Origin of the sequence: Pseudomonas sp. 3HC3, from assembly GCF_044904505.1 — a bacterium.
Lineage (GTDB): Bacteria > Pseudomonadota > Gammaproteobacteria > Pseudomonadales > Pseudomonadaceae > Aquipseudomonas > Aquipseudomonas putida_Y.
In genome coordinates this window covers 83,412-103,489 of record NZ_JADDRH010000004.1, presented here as the reverse complement: position 1 = coordinate 103,489, position 20,078 = coordinate 83,412, and the positions used below count along the sequence as shown (strand labels likewise).

The 20,078-nt window shown below is 62.6% G+C and carries 16 protein-coding genes; 3 read left to right on the top strand and 13 right to left on the bottom strand.

Annotation, left to right across the window (positions count from 1 at the left end):
- Positions 1–12: 12 nt before the first annotated feature.
- The 8 genes from INQ47_RS09440 to INQ47_RS09405 form a co-directional block, all read right to left on the bottom strand.
- Positions 13–2,799: a dermonecrotic toxin domain-containing protein gene (locus tag INQ47_RS09440; RefSeq protein WP_404701568.1), complete on the bottom strand. Its 2,787-nt coding sequence runs from the start codon at positions 2,797–2,799 to the stop codon at positions 13–15.
- A gap of 67 nt (positions 2,800–2,866) precedes the next feature.
- Positions 2,867–3,052, bottom strand: a complete 186-nt coding sequence (locus tag INQ47_RS09435; RefSeq protein WP_011953272.1) for a hypothetical protein — start codon at positions 3,050–3,052, stop codon at positions 2,867–2,869.
- Positions 3,049–4,161 (bottom strand): PepSY-associated TM helix domain-containing protein, encoded by a 1,113-nt coding sequence (locus tag INQ47_RS09430; protein ID WP_404701567.1) that lies wholly within the window; start codon positions 4,159–4,161, stop codon positions 3,049–3,051. The genes INQ47_RS09435 and INQ47_RS09430 overlap by 4 nt, the downstream gene beginning before the upstream one ends.
- Before the next feature lie 55 nt (positions 4,162–4,216).
- Positions 4,217–6,649: a TonB-dependent siderophore receptor gene (locus INQ47_RS09425; protein WP_404701566.1), complete on the bottom strand. Its 2,433-nt coding sequence runs from the start codon at positions 6,647–6,649 to the stop codon at positions 4,217–4,219.
- Positions 6,650–7,034: 385 nt separating this feature from the next.
- The gene (locus INQ47_RS09420) at positions 7,035–7,991 is read right to left on the bottom strand and encodes a FecR domain-containing protein (RefSeq protein ID WP_404701565.1); all 957 of its coding nucleotides are present in this window, start codon (positions 7,989–7,991) and stop codon (positions 7,035–7,037) included.
- Positions 7,988–8,506, bottom strand: coding sequence for an RNA polymerase sigma factor (locus INQ47_RS09415; protein ID WP_252460763.1), 519 nt, complete (start codon positions 8,504–8,506; stop codon positions 7,988–7,990). The genes INQ47_RS09420 and INQ47_RS09415 overlap by 4 nt, the downstream gene beginning before the upstream one ends.
- Before the next feature lie 137 nt (positions 8,507–8,643).
- On the bottom strand, positions 8,644–9,354 hold the full coding sequence (locus INQ47_RS09410; protein ID WP_404701564.1) for a PolC-type DNA polymerase III: 711 nt from the start codon (positions 9,352–9,354) through the stop codon (positions 8,644–8,646).
- Positions 9,351–11,288 (bottom strand): putative nucleotidyltransferase substrate binding domain-containing protein, encoded by a 1,938-nt coding sequence (locus tag INQ47_RS09405; RefSeq protein WP_252460761.1) that lies wholly within the window; start codon positions 11,286–11,288, stop codon positions 9,351–9,353. The genes INQ47_RS09410 and INQ47_RS09405 overlap by 4 nt, the downstream gene beginning before the upstream one ends.
- Positions 11,289–11,404: 116 nt before the next feature.
- Here INQ47_RS09405 and INQ47_RS09400 point away from each other — a divergent pair, with 116 nt between their 5' ends.
- Positions 11,405–11,950: a response regulator gene (locus INQ47_RS09400; RefSeq protein WP_021782678.1), complete on the top strand. Its 546-nt coding sequence runs from the start codon at positions 11,405–11,407 to the stop codon at positions 11,948–11,950.
- A gap of 45 nt (positions 11,951–11,995) precedes the next feature.
- On the opposite strand, the gene INQ47_RS09395 is transcribed toward INQ47_RS09400, so the two are convergent.
- Complete coding sequence (locus tag INQ47_RS09395; RefSeq protein WP_392504588.1) at positions 11,996–14,173, bottom strand: malate synthase G; 2,178 nt, start codon at positions 14,171–14,173, stop codon at positions 11,996–11,998.
- Positions 14,174–14,613: 440 nt separating this feature from the next.
- Here INQ47_RS09395 and INQ47_RS09390 point away from each other — a divergent pair, with 440 nt between their 5' ends.
- A complete protein-coding gene (locus tag INQ47_RS09390) occupies positions 14,614–15,132 on the top strand; it encodes a glycine cleavage system protein R (RefSeq protein ID WP_021782680.1) in 519 nt (172 codons plus the stop codon).
- A gap of 224 nt (positions 15,133–15,356) precedes the next feature.
- Here the strand turns inward: INQ47_RS09390 and rarD are convergent, their stop codons facing one another.
- The 4 genes from rarD to INQ47_RS09370 all read right to left on the bottom strand — a co-directional run bounded on the left by rarD (position 15,357) and on the right by INQ47_RS09370 (position 18,930).
- Positions 15,357–16,244, bottom strand: coding sequence for an EamA family transporter RarD (rarD, locus tag INQ47_RS09385; RefSeq protein WP_252460757.1), 888 nt, complete (start codon positions 16,242–16,244; stop codon positions 15,357–15,359).
- A gap of 64 nt (positions 16,245–16,308) precedes the next feature.
- The gene (locus tag INQ47_RS09380; protein ID WP_021782682.1) at positions 16,309–17,283 is read right to left on the bottom strand and encodes a serine/threonine protein kinase; all 975 of its coding nucleotides are present in this window, start codon (positions 17,281–17,283) and stop codon (positions 16,309–16,311) included.
- A gap of 101 nt (positions 17,284–17,384) precedes the next feature.
- Positions 17,385–18,149, bottom strand: a complete 765-nt coding sequence (locus tag INQ47_RS09375) for a TOBE domain-containing protein (RefSeq protein WP_252460752.1) — start codon at positions 18,147–18,149, stop codon at positions 17,385–17,387.
- Positions 18,150–18,198: 49 nt separating this feature from the next.
- Positions 18,199–18,930 carry a ComF family protein gene (locus INQ47_RS09370; RefSeq protein ID WP_404701563.1) on the bottom strand — a complete coding sequence of 244 codons (732 nt, stop codon included), beginning with the start codon at positions 18,928–18,930 and terminating at the stop codon, positions 18,199–18,201.
- A gap of 89 nt (positions 18,931–19,019) precedes the next feature.
- Between INQ47_RS09370 and bioB the strand changes: the two genes are divergently transcribed.
- The gene (bioB, locus tag INQ47_RS09365; RefSeq protein ID WP_014589423.1) at positions 19,020–20,078 is read left to right on the top strand and encodes a biotin synthase BioB; all 1,059 of its coding nucleotides are present in this window, start codon (positions 19,020–19,022) and stop codon (positions 20,076–20,078) included.

The following is a 20,078-nucleotide window of genomic DNA, read 5'->3' as shown; positions in this document are numbered from 1 at the left end:
CCGGCTCCGCTGTCAGTGGGCCGGCGGTGGTTGATCTGGCAGTGTCAGCCAGTCACTGCTGCGCCCTGCCTGGCGAACGCGTATCAGCCAATGGCCGTTTTCGTGGCGCAGCACCGCCCACGGCACCACGCTGGCGTTGCTGGCGATGGCAATCTGCAAGTGGTAATGATCCGGCAGCAGGTGGCGGCGCACAGGTAACTGTCCGTTCTCGAGCGCCAGGTACAGCTGATCGTCAGCCTGAAAAAGCCCTTGTTCAATGTTTACCGGCAGGCCGGCCGCAGGCGTTTGTAGATAGCAGTCCTGCAGTAATTGCTTCAGGTCGGGCAACCCGTCGTACCAGAGCACCGGTGAGTCGATCACCCACTGCCCGTCGGCTTTGCGTCTGAGCGGTTGCTGCAGATAGGCATCTGGCTGGTCAGGGTCGATGGCCCGCCAGCGGTAGCCGTCGAAGCTGACCCGGTAATAGCGGTTGTCGTTGTCCTTGACGAAGTACAGCGATTGCCCACCAAACGCCGAGCTTTGCTCGTAGACACCTTCACCGTAGATACCGTCTATGCGATAGCGCAGGCTGCTGCTGTCCGGTTGCGCCTGGACGCGTGCGGGCAGCGGCAGTGGCGGCTGTTTGGGCATCCCGCGCAGCGATCGGCGTAGCACTCTGGAACCCAGAAAACTGGTACCCGCATCGTTGAGGTGGCTAAGCGCCTGATAGGCATGCCGCATCACCCCTTCCACATCCTCTTGCTTGAAGGCCTCGGCGCCATCCCAGATATCGATTGCCATGCGGCCGATCGACAGTACCAGCAACGCGCGGTTGGGCAGCAGCAGGCTGATGAAGTCCAGCAAGCGCCAGCTCAACGCCATCACCGATTCCGCGTTCACCTCCTTGGTCGTCATGCTGTCGGCATCGGCCTGGGCGATCAGCGCCCGAGCCTCGGCCATGTAGTAGACGAAGAAAAGGTCGTCTTTGACCTCGGGCGTTTTCAGATGTGTGCTCATGCGTCCCTTGTCCAGTAGCCGCTGCACCGTAGCAGCAGGCAGCAATGGCAGGCGTTGGGCCACGTATGCTTTCAACTTGGGCTGCTGGCGCAATGTGCGAAGCAGTTCGCGGGTCGTGCGAAACCGGCGCCAGGCCCTGCGGTCCGGGGCATCCGGGGTGTACAGCACGCATGCCGGAGACTTGTACGGGGTGCTGTTGAGCAGAAGCACGCCCTGCAAGGTATGGCCCATGATGTTCAACTGCCGAACAGTGACCGGGTAGCCTGCTACCGGCGCACGCAAGGCATTGTGTGGTTGGTCCAGCACTGCGCGCACCCAGTTGTAGCCATGTTCGAAAGGGTCTTCGCCAAAGTGTCCGGCATAGCGCGCCTTGACTGCTTCAGCGTGCATGCGTGCACGGTTGACCTTGCTGTGCGCAGTCAGGCGCCATTTGCCCGCTCTGGAACTGATGAGTTGGGTGTGCAGGTATTTTGCGTAGCTGTCACCCACGTTCAGTTCCCGGACCATGTGCTTGACATACTGCGGCGTGAGCCCGGCGGGCATGGCTTTGTCGTGGGCGTGGATCACCCGGGCAGTCAGCCAGTAGTCGGTGGCGAACCACGGCAAGTTCTTGAGGGCGATCTCTTCGAGGGTGTTGATTTCCTCGACCATCTCCACCATCTCGTGGCCCACGCGTCGCATGCCTACATAGGTGACATAGGACGAGAGGGCGAAGGGATGCATGATGGCGCCCGTGCGGCGGGCGCGCACGATGATGATTTTGATTTCGCGAGGATCTGTGTCGTACCCCAGTTCATGGCTCAGGCGCTCGCGAAGGCGTGCGTTGGCCCAGGCCAGCAGGCTATTGCGTTGTTTGAAGTCGTTAAGGCTCAGCACTCCCGGGGCAGCAGCCTGCTCGGCGATTGCTACCAGCGTTTGCATTGCCTGCATCATATGGCTCAGGCCTTGCGCAGGTGTATTGCGCAGCCAGTTGGGCAGGTTCTTCTCAAGCAATTGGGAGTAGCGTGTTTGCAGGGTGGGTTTGGCGCCGACTTCGTGCCATAGCGCCAGGGCTTTATGTATTCGGGTGTGCTGGTCTGGTGAGCCGTTGCTCCACAAACCGGTGTCACTCAGGCGTTGGCGTTGGGCTTCTATCACGCTGTCGATCTGGGCCTCCAGCAGGCTGTCGGCGTACCAGTCATAGCGCAGGCGCTGTGACCGGCGAGCGCGGTCCGCCTGCGTGTCAGTGTACAGATGCAGCAGCGGTCTGCTCTGGAGTGGGTCTTCCAGGCGTTCGCAAAGCTCCAGGTGCAGTGCGGCAAGGGAGTCGAAGGCCTCGATGCCTTGTGACAGGCTGCACAGCAAGGCAGCGCCTGCGGCATCCTGAGGCGTGAGCATGTGGCCCTCGGCGGTACCGGCAACGATGATCAGTGTGCCTGGCAGGTAGCTGCGCCAGTTGGGCCGTATGCCTTCCAGCAGCACGCGGTAGACCTGTGGCCTGCTGGCCAGTGGAAGATGCCTGCGTTGCGAGGGTAGCGGTTGTTCCAGGCAGGCCCGCAGTTGCTCGGCCGGTCCATTGGCCAAGGTCTGGTCTCCCAGGCGCAACTCAACCTCGGCCAGCATCAGCGCCTTGCGCAGTGCCAGCAGCTTTTGTCTGGGGTTTTCGCCTTGCTCATCGGCCGTGGTCCAGAAGCTGGCCAGTTCGCCGTGCAGCCAGGTGCGTGTGTCGGGGTTGATGGGGTGTTGAAGGTCGAGGGTCGGGAGGCCGTCGAGCAGGTCACCGATCTGTCGGTCGATCTGTTCCAGTTGTTCGAGGGGGCGCATGGGGCGGTTCCTTGGTTGAGGAAAACCCAATGCTTGGCAATGCCTGCGGTTGCGTGGTGGTAGCGGGCTAGCGCCCCCGCCGCCAGAGCAGCCCGCGCAGGCTCAGCAGGGCCGGCAAGCCCAGGCCGGCCCATGCCAGAACGTCCCAGCCACCGTCGCCGAGCAGCGCAGCGAACAGGCCCAGGAAGCCAAGCAGGGCAATCAACGCTGGCCAGGCGAAGAGGCGTGCAGTGGCTTGCGACCTGTGGCTCATGCGCGCGCCTCCCTGGGTTTGCGCAGCTTGCCCCACCACAGGTAGAGGCCGCTACCGAGCACGATGATTGTCAGCACGTCCAGTAACGCCCAGAGGATCTGCATCGGTCGCCCGCCGTAATCGCCGAAATGCAGTGGCTGCGACAGGCCCATGACATCCATGTACCAGGGACGGTCGCCTACCGCAGTCACTGCAAGGGTGCGAGCATCGATCAGTACCGGCGTGAACAGGTGCGAACTCAGGTGGGTGGCACCGTTCATGAACACCGCATAGTGGTGCTCGCTGGAGAAACGCGTGCCAGGAAACGCGATGAAGTCCGGGCGCATGCCCGGCGCGGCCTGTTCGGCAATGTCCAGCAGGCGAGTGGCTGGGGCGCGCTCGACGAGCGGCGGGGCGTCGCGGTAGGGGGCAACCATCGCAGCCAGGCTGTCGTTGCGCCAGGCAGCGATGACCAGGTCGGACAGGGCGCTGATTACCCCGGTCACGCTTACCGTCAATACCCAGGCCAGGGTGACCACGCCGATCAGGTTGTGAAGGTCGAGCCAGCGCAGGCGGCGGGATTTTTTGTGGCGTACGGTGCCGAACTCCAGGCGGCGCATGAATGGCGCATAGAGCACGGTGCCGGAGACGATGGCGACAATGAACAATACGCCCATGAAGGCCAGCAGCAGCTTGCCCGGCAGGCCTGCGAACATGTCCACATGCAGGCGCAGCATCACCATCATGAAACCGCCGTTGGCGGCCGGCATGGCCACCGCCTCGCCGGTGCGAGCATCGAGCATGAAGGTGTGCGACAGGTTGGGGTCGGTGCCGGCGGTGGCGGCGGTAATGGCGACCACGCCGTTGGGCTCGTCTTCATCGTAGCCGAAGTACTGCATGACCTCGCCGGGGCGATGTTGTTCGGCCTTGAGCACCAGTTGCTGCAGGTCGAGGTGCGGGGTGCCTGCCGGCATTTCACGCAGTTCGGGGGCGTCGCCTAGCAGGTGTTCGAGTTCGTGGTGGAAGATCAGCGGCAGGCCGGTGACTGCCAGCAACAGCAGAAACAGGGTACAGACCAGGCTGCTCCAGGTGTGGATCAAGGACCAGCGGCGGATGGTGGGGCTTTTCATACGGTACCGATTGTTGTCGGTTGGAACCCGGGGCCGCAGGGCGGCCCCAGCTCACTCAGAACTTGTAAGTGGCGCTGGCGACAACGCTGCGCTCATCGCCGTAGTAGCAGTAGTACGCGTCACAAGTAGAGAGGTAATCCTTGTTCAGCAGGTTGGTGGCGGTGATCGCGACCGACGCGCCCTTCAGGCTGCCGTTCAGGCGACCGAGGTCGTAATGCACCGAACCATCGAAGACGGTGTAGGCCTTGGCCTTGCCCAGGTAGGTATTGCCTTGGTCGCCGTAGGTATTGCCGGTATAACGCGCGCCCAGGCCGATGCCGAAGCCGTCAAGCACGCCCGAGTGCCAGGTATAGTCGCCCCAGATGGACGCTTGCTGGTTAGGCATCAGTTGCAGGCGGTTACCTTTGAAATCGCCATCCTGCACCTCGGACTTGGCCAGGGTGTAGGCGGCAATCACCTTCAGGTTGTCGGTCACATCGGAAACCGCTTCCAGCTCAAGGCCGCGGACTTTCACTTCACCGGTCTGGCTGGTGATGGTCACACCACCGACCGTGTTGGTGACCGAGACGTTTTTCTGAGTCAGGTCGTACACGGCTGCCGACAACAGGGTGTTGGACCCCGGCGGCTGATACTTCACGCCCAGCTCCCACTGTTTGCCTTCGGTGGGCTTGAACGAGTCCGAGGCCGACACACTGGCATTGCTGGACGGCTGGAACGACTCGGCATAGGACAGGTACGGCACGAAGCCCGAGTCGAACACGTAGCTGATGGCTGCGTTGCCGCTGAACTTCTTGTCCCGCTGGGTATTGGTGGCATCGCCCTGGTTGAAGAACTTGGTGCCGGTATGCACCCAGTCTTCACGACCGCCCAGGGTCAGGCGCCAGTTACCAAGCGCCATCTGGTCCTGCACGTACAGGCCGGTCTGACGGGTTTTCTGGTTGTAGTCGTAAAACGCGGTCGAGCGATCCGGGCGAGTGATCGGCAACCCATAGACCGGGTTGTTGACGTTGCTGTCCGGCACGGTGAAGTCGAAGATCGACAGGTAGTTGGTGTTGATGCGCTGGTGGTCCAGGCCGATCAACAGCGTGTGGTCGATGTCCCCGGTAGCGAAGTCCGCCTGGAAGTTGTTGTCCACCGCAAACTGGCTGATGTCTTCATCGGTGTTGGTGGACATGCGGCTGACAGTGCCATCGTCCTGCACCGGCGGCGAGCTCTTGTTGTAACTGCCAGGGGTGATGGTCTGGAACGACAGGTCCGACTTGGTGTAGCGCAGGTTCTGGCGGAACTGCCAGACGTCGTTGATGCGGTGTTCGAAGGCGTACCCCAGCGCGTAGTAAGTGCGGTCATAGAACTCGTAATCCGGGTCACCCAGGTTCTTGTGGTGCGAGATCTTGCCGAATGGCATGTCGATCTTGGTGCCCTGGATGGGCCGGAACTGGCTGGTGGCACCGGTATCGTCACGTGTGAACTGGCTGAGGAAGGTCAGCGTCGTGTCTTCGTCAATGTTCCAGGTCAGGCTTGGGGCAATGTTGTAGCGCTTGTTGTCAATGTGGTCAATCTGGGTGCCACTGTCACGGATAACGCCGCTGACGCCATAGAGAAAGCGACCTTCATCGTCGATCTTGCCGGTGCTGGCAAAGTTGATCTGACGATGGTTGTCGCTGCCGTATTGAAGCTCGATTTCGTGAGCGTTTTCGGCTTGCGGACGGCGGCTGACCATGTCCAGCAGGCCGCCAGGTGGGGTCTGGCCGTAGATCGATGAGGCCGGGCCGCGCAGCAGGGCGAGGCGGTCGAGGTTCCAGGTTTCGGCTTTCGGGTTGGCGTACACGCCGCGGGGCAGCGGCAGGCCATCGAGGAACTGCGTTGGCTCGAAGCCGCGCACGCGCATCCAGTCATACCGCGTATCGCTGCCGAAGCTGGCGGAGACGATACCTGGCATGTAGCGCACTGCATCATCCAGGCTGTGTACACCACGATCTTTCATTTGCTCGCGGGTGGCGACAGAGATGGAGCGGGGGACTTCTACAAGAGCCGTGTCAGTCTTGGTGCCAGCAGCGGTGCGTGAGGCCATGTAGCCTTCAACCGGGCCCCAGGCGCTTTCGCTGGCGCTGGTGGCATTGACTGTGGTTTCCGGCAAGGCCAGGGTGCCATCCGGCACGGCCACCAGGCTGTAGCTGCCCGCACTGCTCTGCTGCAACTGCAGGCCGGTACCGCTCAGGGCGGCTTGCAGTGCGCCCAGGCCGTCGTATTGGCCGCTGACCGGGGCCGAGGTACGGCCGCTGACCAGTGCCGGGTCGATGGCCAAGGCAATGCCGGCCTGGCTGGCGATCTGGTTGAGAGTGGTGGCCAGTGGCGCGCTGGGCAGGTTGTAGGCGCGCGACGTGGATTGCTCGGCGGCGAACAAGGCAGGGCTGGTCAGCGGGGCAGCCAGGCCGATGGCCAGGGCCACCAGGCTGGGGCGCAGGATATGATCAACGGCACGGGACATGCGGCGGTTCCTCGACGGGTAAGTGCTTGCTGCTTCCTTGCCGAGCGAGATCTGAAAAGTGACAGGGTGAATCTGAAAAATATTGAGAATTATTTAAAATGGGTTTTGCCAGCACCGGCCTCTTCGCGGGTGAACCCGCTCCTACGACGACCCCGATGTGTGCCCACCACCGTGGTAGGAGCGGGTTTACCCGCGAATACGGTGGCGGCGGCAACGGTGAACGGCTAGTGGAAATTGGCCAGCAGGCCCGGCCTCTTCGCGGGTGAACCCGCTCCTACGACGACCCTGATGTGTGCCCACCACCGAGGTAGGAGCGGGTTTACCCGCGAATACGGTGGCGGCGGCAACGGTGATCGGCAGGTGGAAATTGGCCAGCAGGCCGGGCCTATTTGGAAGTGACGTTCACCCACCACTGGGTATGTCGCTCGATCTTCACCGGCAACGCCGGCACCAGCGAGGCCAGCGCCAGGTCGGTGTTGGTCAACGGGAAGCTGCCGGTCACGCGCAGGTCGGCGACCTTGGCATCCACCCCGAGGTAGCCGCTGCGGTACTGGCCCAATGTGGCGAGCAGGTCGCCCAGGCGTACGTTGTCGACCACCAGCATGCCGCGGGTCCAGGCATCGGCACCGGCGGGCACCGTGCCAACCTGGCCGAGGCCGTTGGCGTTCATCAACACTTGCTGGCCTTCGCGCAGCACCTGTTCGTCGCCGCTGTCATGCGGCATGGCGGCAACCGAGGCTTGCAGCACTTCCAGGCGCGTACCGCCGGCTTCGCGGCGCACCAGGAAGCGCGTGCCCAGTGGCCGCAAGCGACCATCTTCAGTACGTACCAGCAGCGGGCGCGGGTCTTGGTGGCCGGTTTCGACCGAGATTTCGCCTTGGTGCAGCACAATCACCCGTTGCGCGCCGGCATAGTCGATGTCCACGGCGGTGTGGGTGTTCAGGCTCAGCAGTGTGCCGTCTTCCAGGCGCAAGGTACGCAATTCACCCGTGGCGGTGCGCTGGTCGGCCAGCCAGTAGCTGGGTGCCAGCGACGGCGCGCCGCTCCATGCCAGTAGCGCGCCGAGCAGAAACGTGCCGGCCAGCCCGCCGCCAACCTTGCCAATGCGCCGCCGCAGGCTGGCGCGCGATTGCAGCAGCGCCTGGCGTGCCGGGCCAGCCGCCGCGCTAACGCGCTGGTCCATGGCGCCGAGCTGGCGCCAGGCACGTGCGTGCTCTTCGCTGGCGGCATGCCAGCGCATGAATTCATTGCGTTCATCAGGCGTGCCGCTGCTGTCGCCGAGGCTGAGTTTCCAGGCAATCGCGGCTTCCAGGACCCGGGACGAAACCGGGACGTTGCTCACGTCGGCTCCCCGTACAGGGCTACGTAGCACTGGCGCATGCCTTGGGCGATGTACTGGCGCACCCGTGATACCGAAACGCCAAGGCGCTCGGCAATCTCGGCATGGCCCATGCCGTCCAGACGGCTGTGCAGAAACGCCGCGCGAGCCTTGCTCGACAGCTTGCCGAGCAGGCGGTCGATGGCTTTGAGGTCTTCAAGGATCAGGTGCTGCATTTCTGGCGAGGGCTGTTCGGCTTCAGGGATCAATGCCAGCTCGGCCAGGTAGGCCTGTTCCAGCGCGGCGCGACGGAAGTAGTCGAACATCAGCCCCTTGGCCACGGCGGCCAGAAACGCGCGGGGTTCGCGGGGAGTGTCCAGTTGCTCACGACCAAGCAGGCGCACGAAGGTGTCCTGGCTCAGGTCTTCAGCACGTTGGCGGCAGGCCATGCTGCGTTGCAGCCAGGCGAGCAGCCAGCCGCGGTGGTCGCGGTATAACGCACCGACCAGATCGGCGTGTGGGCTCTGTGCAGAAGACAAGCAGCGTCCCCCCGGAACGAATGCATTAACTAACGATAATTATTCGCGATTGTGGCAGAGGGGAGGGGGTGGGTGCAATGGACGCTTATCGGATTGCCATCATGGAAAAGGCTGATAGGCACTACAACACTCAATTCCTACAAACCGTGACTCTGAATCTTGCGCCGTCGCCACCCGCGCAACCGTTGCTCCAGCTGCAGCGGGCTGTCCAGTTGCTGGCGCCGGGCCTGGCTGAACAGGATCAGCGCCAGCTCTGCGGTCACCAGGGCATCAGCACTGGCATGATGGCGCTCTTCAACCTGCAAGCCAAACCGCGCTACCCAGTCATCCAGCCCGGCCTCGCGCAGCACTGTGTCGGGGTTGAGCATCGGCGCCAGCTCGGCGATATCGAGGAATGGCGACTGCAAGCGGTACCCCAGGCTCTCTTTCAGCGCACGCGCCAGCATGCGCTGGTCGAATGGCGCGTGAAACGCCAGCACCGGGCTGTTGCCAATGAAGTCGAGTAAATCCAGCAGGGCCTCGACCGGGTCGCAACCGGCAGCCAGGGCGCTGGGGCCCAAGCCGTGGATCAGTACGCTGGCGTTGGTCTTCTGCAAAGGCCGGTGCAGTGTGCGTTCGAACTGCTGGGCAAAGTCGATGGCACCGTCTTCGATGGCCACCGCCCCGATCGACAGCACCTGATCACGGTTGGGGTTGAGCCCGCTGGTTTCCAGGTCCAGCACCACCCAGCGCTGCTCGCGCAGGGTACATACCCCCAGCGGCACGGGCTTGAGCATCCGCGCCAGACGCTGGCGTGTGGTGTGGTCCAGTTCGGGCGCGCTGGGGCGCAGCCAGGCGAACAGGCTCACAACTGGTACCGCAAGGCCAGGCTGCTTTGCAGGCGTTGGGCCTGACGCAGGGACTCGCGCAGGATGCGCCGGTCCAGGTGGTTGAGGCTGTCCGGGTCGAGCCGGTTGGAATAGGGCAGGTTGTCGCGTACCTGGCGCTGGTGCTGCTGCATGCGGGTTTGCTGGATGAAGTGGTAGGCCTCTTCATAGGCGGCGCCGTCCAACGGCTCGATCACACCCTTGGCCACCAGTTGGCGCAGGCGCTCCAGGGTATTGCAGGCACCTATGCCATTGGCCAGGGCCAGCAAACGGGCACCATCGACGAAGGGCGTCAGGCCTTGGACCTTGAGGTCGAGGGTCGCCGCCTTGTCGTTGCCCTGGCGGGTCAGCACGAACTCGCGCAACCGGCCCACCGGAGGGCGTTGGCGCAGGGCGTTGTCAGCCATCATGCGCTGGAAGATGCGGTTGTCGGCTACCTGTGCCAGCAGGCCCTGGCGCAGTTTCTCGCAACCTTGCTCGTCACCCCAAACCACCCGCAGGTCGAAGTAGATGGTCGAACCCAGCAGGTTCTCCGGGCTGGCTTCGCGAACAAAACCGGCAAAGCGCCGCGCCCACTCGCTGCGCGACAGGCACAGTTCTGGGTTGCCGGCCATGACGTTACCCATGCACAGGGTGAAACCGCACTGGGCCAGGCACTGGTTGATGTATTGCGCCAGCGGCAACAGGCGAGCGCGGATGGCGTCGGCCTCGGCGCTGTCGACCGCTTCGAAGAGGATGCCGTTGTCCTGGTCGGTGTGCAGGGTCTGCTCGCGTCGCCCCTCGCTGCCAAAGCACAGCCAGCTGAACGGCACGCCCGGGTCGCCACGTTCGGCCAAGGCCAGTTCGATGACCCGGCACACGGTATGGTCGTTGAGCAAGGTAATGATCTGGGTGATCTGCGTCGACGATGCGCCATGGGCCAGCATGCGTTCCACCAGCTGGCTGATTTCACCGCGCAGCGAGACCAGCGTATCCAGGCGTGGCGCATGGCGTATGGTGCGCGCCAGGTGAACCAGATCGACCCGTTGCAGTGAGAACAGGTCGCGCTCGGAAACCACTCCGCACAGGCGTCCGTTTTCTACCAGGCATACATGGGCAATATGCCGCTCGGTCATGGCCATGGCGGCATCGAAGGCACTGGCCTGGGGGGGGAGGTAGAACGGTTTGGCTGTCATGTGCCGGTCGATGGCGGCGCCCAGGTCGGCATCTGTTGCAGCCACCACCTGGCGCAGGTCGCGCAAGGTGAAGATACCGATGGGGTAGCGTTGCGGGTCGACCACCACGATGCTGCCTACCTGCTGCTCGTGCATCAGCCGCACGGCTTCGCGCAGGGGCGTATCGGCGCTGCACACCACCGGGTGACGCATGGCCAGTTCACCCAGAGGGGTGTTTAGCGAGTACTGGGTACCAAGGGTTTCCACAGCGCGCTGGCGTACTTGCTGGTTGACCTGATCAAGCAGGCTGCTGACACCGCGCAGGGCAAAATCCCGAAACACTTCAGACATCGAGAACACGCGGATGAATGCGGCCTTGTTCAGTTGCAGGCAGAAGGTGTCTTCACCGGCCAGGTGCTCGGTGCGGGTTGCCCGCTCACCCAGCAGGGCTGCCAGCGGGAAGCACTCGCCGCTGGTGATCTCGAACGTGGTCTCGACACCCGGTTTGGCCAGATGCTGGCGCTCGCCAACCACGCGGCCCTGCTTGACGATGTAGAAGTGCTCGACCGGCCCGTCAGCAGGTTTGACGATGCTTTCACCGCAGGCGTAGAAGCGCAGCTGGCACTGCTCGACCAAGAAGGCCAGGTGGCTGTGCTCCATCTGGTTGAACGGCGGAAAGCGCTGCAGGAACTGCAATGTGCCCTGGATGTTTTGCAGTACTGCCGTCTTGCCCGCCTGGCTGTAGGCGTCCTTTTTACTCATGAAACTGACCGTATCGCTATGCCGAACTATATATATCTATATATAGGTACCGGCCATGTTGTTCTCTGCCTCCATGGTCGGCTTGCGGCGAGGTGGTGCCCATTGGACGTAAGTCTATGAGCGCCCCTGTCAGAGACCCGACGAAAGGAGAAACGGGTTACGCAAGTACTGCGGTCCTAATGCTGAAGCGGAATTATTTTGACGAGACAAGCATGCCCGAGCACACCGACATCCTGAGCGACGCCGAGCGCGAGGCCTTGGCCGTGATAAACCAGAGTGCGCCTGTGGCTGCCAGGCCGTTGGTGCTTGTGGTGGATGACAACGCGGTTAACCGGGAGGCACTGATCCTGTACCTGAAAAGCCGGGGCATCGATGCGGTTGGGGCGGATGGGGCCGAGGAAGCCAGGTTGTACCTGCACTACCAGAAGCGTATCGGGTTGATGATTACCGATTTGCGCATGCAGCCTGAAAGTGGGCTGGACTTGATCAGGACAATTCGCGCGTCGGAGCGGGCGGCGTTGTCGATCATTGTGGTGTCGGGCGACACCGATGTGGAAGAAGCAGTGGATGTGATGCACCTGGGCGTGGTGGATTTCCTGCTCAAGCCGGTGGATTTGGGCAAGCTGTTGGAGCTGGTGAAGAGAGAATTGAAAATGGATTGATGCGCAGTGGGGGCCGCAAAACGGCCCCCTTGGCGCAGATGTTACTTACAACCCGTTACGTGCCTTGAACTCGCGGCGACGGCGGTGCAGTACCGGCTCGGTATAACCGTTCGGCTGCTTGCCACCTTCCACCACCAGCTCCACTGCCGCCTGGAACGCCACGTTGTCGTCGAAGTTCGGCGCCATCGGACGGTACAGGGCGTCGCCAGCGTTCTGCTGATCGACCACCACGGCCATGCGCTTGAGGCTTTCCAGCACCTGTTCCTGGCTGACCACGCCGTGGCGCAGCCAGTTGGCCAGCAGCTGGGCGGAGATGCGCAGGGTGGCACGGTCTTCCATCAGGCCGACGTTGTTGATGTCCGGCACCTTCGAGCAACCCACGCCCTGGTCGATCCAGCGCACCACGTAGCCGAGGATGCCCTGGGCGTTGTTGTCCAGCTCGTTGCGGATCTCTTCGGCCGACCAGTTGGTGTCCGCAGCCAGCGGAATGGCCAGAATGTCGTCCACCGACGCCGGGGTACGTGAAGCCAGTTCACGCTGGCGCGCCTGGACGTCCACTTTGTGGTAGTGCAGGGCGTGCAAGGTGGCGGCAGTTGGCGACGGCACCCAGGCGGTGTTGGCACCGGCCAGCGGGTGGGCGATCTTCTGCTCGAGCATGGCTGCCATCAGGTCAGGCATGGCCCACATGCCTTTGCCGATCTGCGCCCGGCCTTGCAGGCCGGTGGCCAGGCCAACGTCGACGTTGTTGTTTTCGTAGGCGCCGATCCACTTCTCGTTCTTCATGGCACCTTTGCGCACCACGGCGCCGGCTTCCATCGAGGTGTGGATTTCATCGCCAGTGCGGTCAAGGAAACCGGTGTTGATGAACGCCACGCGCTCGGCGGCTGCCTTGATGCAGGACTTGAGGTTGACCGTGGTACGGCGCTCCTCGTCCATGATGCCGACCTTGACGGTGTTGCGCGGCATGCCCAGCAGGTCTTCGACCTGGCTGAAGATCTCGGCGGCGAAGGCCACTTCCTCAGGGCCGTGCATCTTCGGCTTGACGATGTACACGCTGCCGCTGCGGGTATTCTTGCGGGTGGTGTTGCCGTTGAGGTTGTGCAGGGCGATCAGGTTGGTGAACAGCCCGTCCTGGATACCTTCAGGGATTTCGTTGCCTTGGGCATCGAGGATCGCCGGGTTGGTCATCAGGTGGCCAACGTTGCGCACGAACAGCAACGAACGACCGTGCAGGGTCACGCTGCCGCCGTTAGGCGCCGCGTACTCACGGTCCGGGTTCATGGTGCGGGTGAAGGTTTTGCCGCCCTTGCTCACGCTTTCGGCCAGGTCGCCTTTCATCAGGCCCAGCCAGTTGCGGTAGACGATGACCTTGTCGTCAGCGTCTACGGCTGCAACCGAGTCTTCGCAGTCCATGATGGTGGTCAGTGCCGACTCCATCAGGATGTCTTTGACGCCAGCGGCGTCGGTGCTGCCGACCGGGGTGCTGGCATCGACCTGGATTTCGAAGTGCAGGCCGTTGTGCTTGAGCAGCACGGCAGTGGGTGCAGCGGCGTCGCCGTGGAAGCCGATAAGTTGCGCATCGTCGCGCAGGCCAGTGTTGCTGCCGCCTTTCAGGGCAACAACAAGCTTGCCGCCTTCGATGCGGTAGCCCGTGGAGTCGACGTGCGAGCCGGCGGCCAAGGGCGCGGCTTCGTCGAGGAAGGCGCGGGCGAAGGCGATGACCTTGTCGCCGCGCACCTTGTTGTAACCCTGGCCTTTTTCGGCGCCGCCTTCATCGCTGATGGCATCGGTGCCGTATAGGGCGTCGTACAGCGAACCCCAGCGGGCGTTAGCGGCGTTCAGGGCGAAGCGGGCGTTCATCACCGGCACGACCAGTTGCGGGCCGGCCATGTGGGCGATTTCTTCGTCCACGTTCTGGGTGGTGGCCTGGAAATCGTCGGCTTGTGGCAGCAGGTAGCCGATTTCCTGGAGGAATGCTTTGTAGGCTGCGGCGTCGTGGGCCTGGCCTTTGCGTGCCTGGTGCCAGGCGTCGATCTTGGCTTGCAGCTCGTCGCGCTTGGCGAGCAGGGCTTTGTTCTTTGGAGCGAGGTCATTGATGATCTTCTCTGCACCCGCCCAGAACTGCTCGGCGACGATGCCGGTCCCGGGGATGGCTTCGTTGTTCACGAAGTCGTACAGGACCTTGGCGACCTGAAGGCCACCGACTTGAACGTATCCAGTCATTGCTTGCCTCACTCTGCTCAGCTATTTCGCTCTTCTGTATTAAGCCTGTAGCGCTTCTCTAAACACGGCACCAGTGCATGCCCCTTCGGGGCGGCTGGGTGCGGCCGGCCAGACAGGCTGGCAGACAGTGTGCGTATTTTCACAGGCGCCTTGGCAGACATCCAAACGACGTTTTGTAGTCCGCGCCACGGGATACTACATGAAGCAGTAGGCGGGGCAAAATCAGACTAAAAGCGCCGTTATGCGACCCGATGGTCGCGTATGGTCACGCTGGGAGTGGGTATGTTCGCAAAAAACAGGTGGATTGTTCCAGATAAATCTTGAAACAGTACACGATTAGCTGTGCGGATTGCCCTGCGGCAGGTTGCCGCGCCTTGCCTATACTGATTCGATCCCCCGATTTTCTGCCGCCCGGCGCGGTCCGACACGAGGAAGGGCTTGTGGATCATCTTGTACTGACTGTAATTGCCCCTGACAAGGCCGGCCAGGTCGAACGTATTGCCCAGTGCATCGCCGACCACAGTGGTAACTGGCTGGAAAGCCGCATGTCGCGTATGGCCGGGCAGTTTGCTGGCATTCTGCGGGTGGCGGTGCCGGCAGAGAATTACGCCGAGCTTGTGGCCTCGTTGCAGGGGCTGGCCAGGTATGACATTCGCGTGCTGATTGCCGAGAGCGGGATAGAGCCTTCTTGCACCTGGAAGCCTATTGCCATGGAGCTGGTGGGTAACGACCGGCCGGGGATCGTACGGGACATTACCCGCTTGTTGGCGGACCTTGGGGTGAATCTGGAGCGGTTCACTACCGAAGTGCGGCCCGCGCCAATGAGCAGTGAGCCGTTGTTTCATGCCGATGCGTTGCTGGCGTTGCCGCTGGCCCTTTCGCTGGATGAACTGCAGCAGAAGCTGGAGAGTCTGGCGGATGATTTGATGGTGGAGTTGCAGTTGCGGCCGGAGGATTGATCCTGGCCGGAGGTTATCCCGATATCACGGGGAAGGCCCTGTGGATAACCTGGGGGCGTACCTCTCCAGCCCAGGTATCACGTGCCTTGCAGAGCTTTGCTCAAAAAACACCCAATTATCAGCAGCTTGTGCACAAAGCACGGGGACGAGGGTGTGGATAACCTATGGAGATGTTTCTGCAGGCCAATAGCTACATGGCCTGCAGAGTTTTGATCGTTTTCTGATCAGCTACGTTTGCGCAAGTTCAGCCATGCATCCACGCTGTAAATCGCCAAACCTGCCCATATGAACATGAAGGCCACCAAGGTGCTCGACGACAAATGCTCATCGAACAGCAGTACGGCCTGCAACAGCACCAAGGTCGGTGCCAGGTACTGCAGGAAGCCCAGCGTGGTGTACGGCAGGTGCCGTGCGGCGGCGTTGAAGCATACCAGCGGCACCAGCGTTACCGGCCCTGCCGCCATCAGCCACAGCGCCTCGCTGCTGGTATAGAACGCGCCCTGGGCACTCATCGCTGACGGGTGCAGCAGCAGCCAGCCAAGGGCCAGCGGTACCAGCATCCAGGTCTCCACCACCAGGCCCGGCAGTGCTGCTACCGGCGCCTGCTTACGGATCAGCCCATAGAAGCCGAAGCTCAACGCCAGCACCAGTGACACCCATGGCAGGCTGCCCACTTGCCACACCTGCTGCGCCACACCCACGGCGGCCATGCCCACCGCCAGCCATTGCAGGCGGCGCAGGCGCTCACCAAGAATCAGCATGCCCAGCAGTACGTTGATCAGCGGGTTGATGTAATAGCCCAGGCTGGCCTCGAGCATACGGCCGTTGTTCACCGACCACACGTAGGTCAGCCAGTTACCGGCGATCAGTGCCCCGCTCAGTGCCAGGATGCCCAGCCGGCGCGGGTTGTTGCGCAGTTCACGCCACCAGCCGGGGTGTTTCCACACCAGTAGCAGCAGCGAGCCGAACAGTGCTGACCAGAGCACCCGGTGGACAATGATCTCCACCGCCGGGACGCTCTGGATTGCCTTGAAGTAGATGGGGAAAAGGCCCCAGATGATGTAGGCGCTCAAGCCCAGTATGTACCCGCGACGCGGGTTTGCGGCGTGCATGCAGAATCCTTGCTTAGGTTGCTAAATAAAGCGACGCCTATTGTAGACAGAGGTGGGCGCGCTTCTAGAACAATTTCAGCGGTGCTTCATCCAGTGCGGCCATTTGTTCGCGCAAGGCGAGAATCTGGTCGCCCCAGTAGCGTGGCTGGCCGAACCAAGGGAAGCTGGGCGGGAACGCCGGGTCGTCCCAGCGCCTTGCCAGCCAGGCGCTATAGTGCAACTGGCGCAGGGCGCGCAGGGGCTCGATCAGGGCCAGTTCGCGCGGGTCGAAGTCGTGGAACTCGTTGTAGCCGTCGATCAGCTCGGCCAGTTGCCCCAGGCGCTCCTCGCGGTTGCCGGCCAGCATCATCCACAGGTCTTGCACCGCTGGGCCCATGCGGCAATCGTCGAGGTCGACCACGTGGTACACCTCGTCACGGTGCATCAGGTTGCCGGGGTGCAGGTCGCCGTGCAGGCGGATGAGTTGGTGTGGTGTGCGAGCGTAGATGTCCTCCACCCGCTTGAGCAGATCGCGGGCCACGGACTCGAACGCCGGCAACAGTTCACGCGGGACAAAATTACCCTCCAGCAAGGTGTTCAGCGAGGCGTGGCCAAAGTTGTCCACAGCCAGTGCCTCGCGGTGCTTGAACGGTTTGCTGGCGCCCACGGCATGCATGCGACCGAGCAGTTGGCCCAGGCGATACAACTGGTCGAGGTTGCCAGGCTCAGGGGCGTGGCCGCCGCGACGGGGGAACAGCGTGAAGCGGAAGCCCTGGTGTTCGAACAAGGTGCGGTCATCGTGCTGCATGGGCGCAACCACCGGGACTTCGCAGTCGGCGAGCTCGGCCGTGAAGGCGTGTTCTTCAAGGATGGCTGCATCGCTCCAGCGGCCTGGGCGGTAGAACTTGGCAATCAGCGGCTGCGCGTCTTCGATGCCTACCTGGTACACGCGGTTTTCGTAGCTGTTCAGCGCCAGCACCCGCGCATCGCTGAGAAAGCCCAGGCTTTCCACTGCGTCCAGGACCAGGTCGGGGGTGAGGGTGTCGAAGGGGTGGGACATGGTGGCTCCGGAGGGTAAGCGGCGTGCGGCCATGGTAGCGCGTTATGCCTGTGCCGGCTTCTCAACAGGCATGCGCGAAATCCGCTCACCGCGTTGCCAGGCTAAGCCGGTATCCCGATGAGCACATAGGACGGATGGAACTGCACCCGCACCGAACTGCCGGCCGCCACCTGCTGCCCAGCCAACCACTGCGCCTCTGCAATGGCACACAACGTCTGCCCATTACCCAGCGCCAGCCTGACCTCGCTGGGGCCGTCATCCTCGGCCAGCACTTCCTCCACCGTCGCGCTCAAACAGTTGCTGCCCCCCTCGGCTTCTTCCTCTTCCGCCAGCAACCGCACCCACCCGGCCTTTAGCAGCGCCACCACCATCGTTCCCGGTGTCAGTTCCAGCCGCGCAGTGCTGTCGTGGGTGATCAGCGCATCGATCTCCAGCCCGCCGCTCAATGCCAGGCTGACTCGGTCATACCGGCCTTCAGGGCGCAGGCCGCTGACCTGGCCCTGCAACTGGTTGCGCGCACTGGTGCGCAGCATCAGGCGCCCGAGCAGGTCGAGGTCGCTGGATTCTTCGGCGGCTTCAAGGATTTGTGCCTGCAGGGCCTGCAGCCGTTGGTACAGGCGCAGCACCCGCTCGCCTTCCGGCGACAAGTGCGCACCGCCGCCGCCACGGCCACCGGTGCTGCGCTTGACCAAAGGCTGGCTGGCCAGATTGTTGAGCTCGTCGATGGCATCCCAGGCCGCCTTGTAGCTGATACCCGCTGCCTTGGCGGCGCGGGTGATCGAGCCTTGTTCGGCAATGTGTTGCAGCAGCGCGATGCGCTGTGGGCGGCGGGCGATGTGCTGGGTGAGAAGGGGGGGGAGGGACATGGGTATTCCGTATACAAGGGTGCTTTACAAATGGGCAGGTCGCGCCAGGTCATAAATACCCCGGTTTGGGCGTACGTGCCAGGCAATACACATCCACCCGCCGTGCACCTGCCTTGCGCAGTGCCTGGGCAATAGCCTGCGCAGTGGCACCGGTGGTCAACACATCATCGACGATGGCGACATGCTTGCCTTCCAGTTCGCCCATTACCGCGAACGCCTGGCGCAAATTGTGCCGTCGTGCCCTGGCGCCCAGATGTTGCTGTGCCGGTGTTTCGCGTGTTCGCACCAGCAAACGCTCGTTGCATGTTACCCCGACGTGTGACGACAACCACCGCCCAAGCATCCCCGCCTGGTTGAACCCCCGCTCGCGCAGTCGACGCCTGGCCAAAGGCACAGGCAACAGCAGGTCAGGGCGAGGCAACCCTTCGGCATAGCGATACAGCAGCCCCTGCCCGAGTAGCTCAGCCATCAGTCGCCCCAAAGGCCATTGGCGATTGTGCTTGAAGCGGCTGATCAACGTGTCCACCGGAAAGCCGAACTGCCACAGGGCAATGACCTGATCGAAGGCCGGCAAGCGGCGGCTGCACAGGGCGCAAGTCAGGCCGGGCATGGGCAAGGGCAGGGCGCAATGCCGGCATTGATCACCCAGCCAGGGCATCGCCTGTTCGCAGGTGATGCACAGCGGGTAGTGCTGCTCGGCAGGCTCATCGCAGAACAAGCACTGCTGATTAATAAGTGAGCACTTGTAAACCAGTCGCTTCCAGTACAGTTGACAGTTCATAGGCCTTCCATGACTATGCGAGCTATCCGTGATGCGCTGGCGGGCTTTCCTGTCCCGGCGCCAGCTACAGCCTAAACAAGGAAACGCCGATGAGCGCCAGCACAACTGCAACAACACGTCACGACTGGTCCCTGGCCGAGGTCAAGGCGCTGTTCCAGCAACCGTTCAATGACTTGCTGTTCCAGGCGCAGACCGTGCACCGCGCGCATTTCGACCCCAACCGCGTGCAGGTTTCGACCTTGCTGTCGATCAAGACCGGTGCCTGCCCGGAAGATTGCAAATATTGTCCGCAGTCCGGCCACTACAACACCGGGCTGGAAAAACAGAAGCTGATGGAAGTGCAGAAGGTGCTGGAAGAAGCTGCCCGCGCCAAAGCCATCGGTTCTACCCGTTTCTGCATGGGGGCGGCGTGGAAGCACCCATCGGCCAAAGACATGCCCTACGTGCTGGAGATGGTCAAAGGCGTCAAGGCCATGGGCCTGGAAACCTGCATGACCCTCGGCAAACTCGACCAGGAGCAGACCAAGGCCCTGGCCCAGGCTGGCCTGGACTACTACAACCACAACCTCGACACCTCCCCAGAGTTCTACGGCAGCATCATCACCACACGTACCTACAGCGAGCGCCTGCAGACCCTGGCCTACGTGCGCGATGCCGGGATGAAAATCTGCTCTGGTGGCATTCTGGGCATGGGTGAGTCGCTGGATGACCGTGCCGGCCTGCTGATCCAGTTGGCCAACCTGCCGGAGCACCCGGAGTCGGTGCCGATCAACATGCTGGTCAAGGTAGCCGGCACGCCGCTGGCTGAGGAAGAGGACGTCGACCCGTTCGACTTTATCCGTATGCTGGCCGTGGCCCGTATTCTCATGCCCAAGTCTCACGTGCGTCTGTCCGCCGGCCGTGAGCAGATGAACGAGCAGATGCAGGCCTTGGCCTTCATGGCGGGCGCCAACTCGATCTTCTACGGCGAAAAACTGCTGACCACCGCCAACCCCCAGGCCGACAAGGACATGCAGCTGTTCGCACGCCTGGGTATCAAGCCCGAAGCGCGCGAAGAGCACGCCGACGAAGTGCACCAGGCAGCCATCGAGCAAGCGCTGGTCGAGCAGCGCAGCAGCGAGATGTTCTACGACGCCGCGACAGCCTGA

Excerpts from the sequence above, each read along its gene's own strand:
- INQ47_RS09430 (WP_404701567.1), bottom strand. The coding sequence starts at position 4,161 with ATGAAAAGCCCCACCATCCGCCGCTGGTCCTTGATCCACACCTGGAGC.
- rarD (WP_252460757.1), bottom strand. The coding sequence starts at position 16,244 with ATGCACGCCGCAAACCCGCGTCGCGGGTACATACTGGGCTTGAGCGCC.
- INQ47_RS09405 (WP_252460761.1), bottom strand. The coding sequence starts at position 11,288 with ATGAGTAAAAAGGACGCCTACAGCCAGGCGGGCAAGACGGCAGTACTG.
- INQ47_RS09425 (WP_404701566.1), bottom strand. The coding sequence starts at position 6,649 with ATGTCCCGTGCCGTTGATCATATCCTGCGCCCCAGCCTGGTGGCCCTG.
- INQ47_RS09440 (WP_404701568.1), bottom strand. The coding sequence starts at position 2,799 with ATGCGCCCCCTCGAACAACTGGAACAGATCGACCGACAGATCGGTGAC.
- INQ47_RS09400 (WP_021782678.1), top strand. The coding sequence starts at position 11,405 with ATGAGCGCCCCTGTCAGAGACCCGACGAAAGGAGAAACGGGTTACGCA.
- INQ47_RS09375 (WP_252460752.1), bottom strand. The coding sequence starts at position 18,149 with ATGTCCCTCCCCCCCCTTCTCACCCAGCACATCGCCCGCCGCCCACAG.
- INQ47_RS09395 (WP_392504588.1), bottom strand. The coding sequence starts at position 14,173 with ATGACTGGATACGTTCAAGTCGGTGGCCTTCAGGTCGCCAAGGTCCTG.
- INQ47_RS09370 (WP_404701563.1), bottom strand. The coding sequence starts at position 18,930 with ATGAACTGTCAACTGTACTGGAAGCGACTGGTTTACAAGTGCTCACTT.
- INQ47_RS09435 (WP_011953272.1), bottom strand. The coding sequence starts at position 3,052 with ATGAGCCACAGGTCGCAAGCCACTGCACGCCTCTTCGCCTGGCCAGCG.
- INQ47_RS09380 (WP_021782682.1), bottom strand. The coding sequence starts at position 17,283 with ATGTCCCACCCCTTCGACACCCTCACCCCCGACCTGGTCCTGGACGCA.
- bioB (WP_014589423.1), top strand. The coding sequence starts at position 19,020 with ATGAGCGCCAGCACAACTGCAACAACACGTCACGACTGGTCCCTGGCC.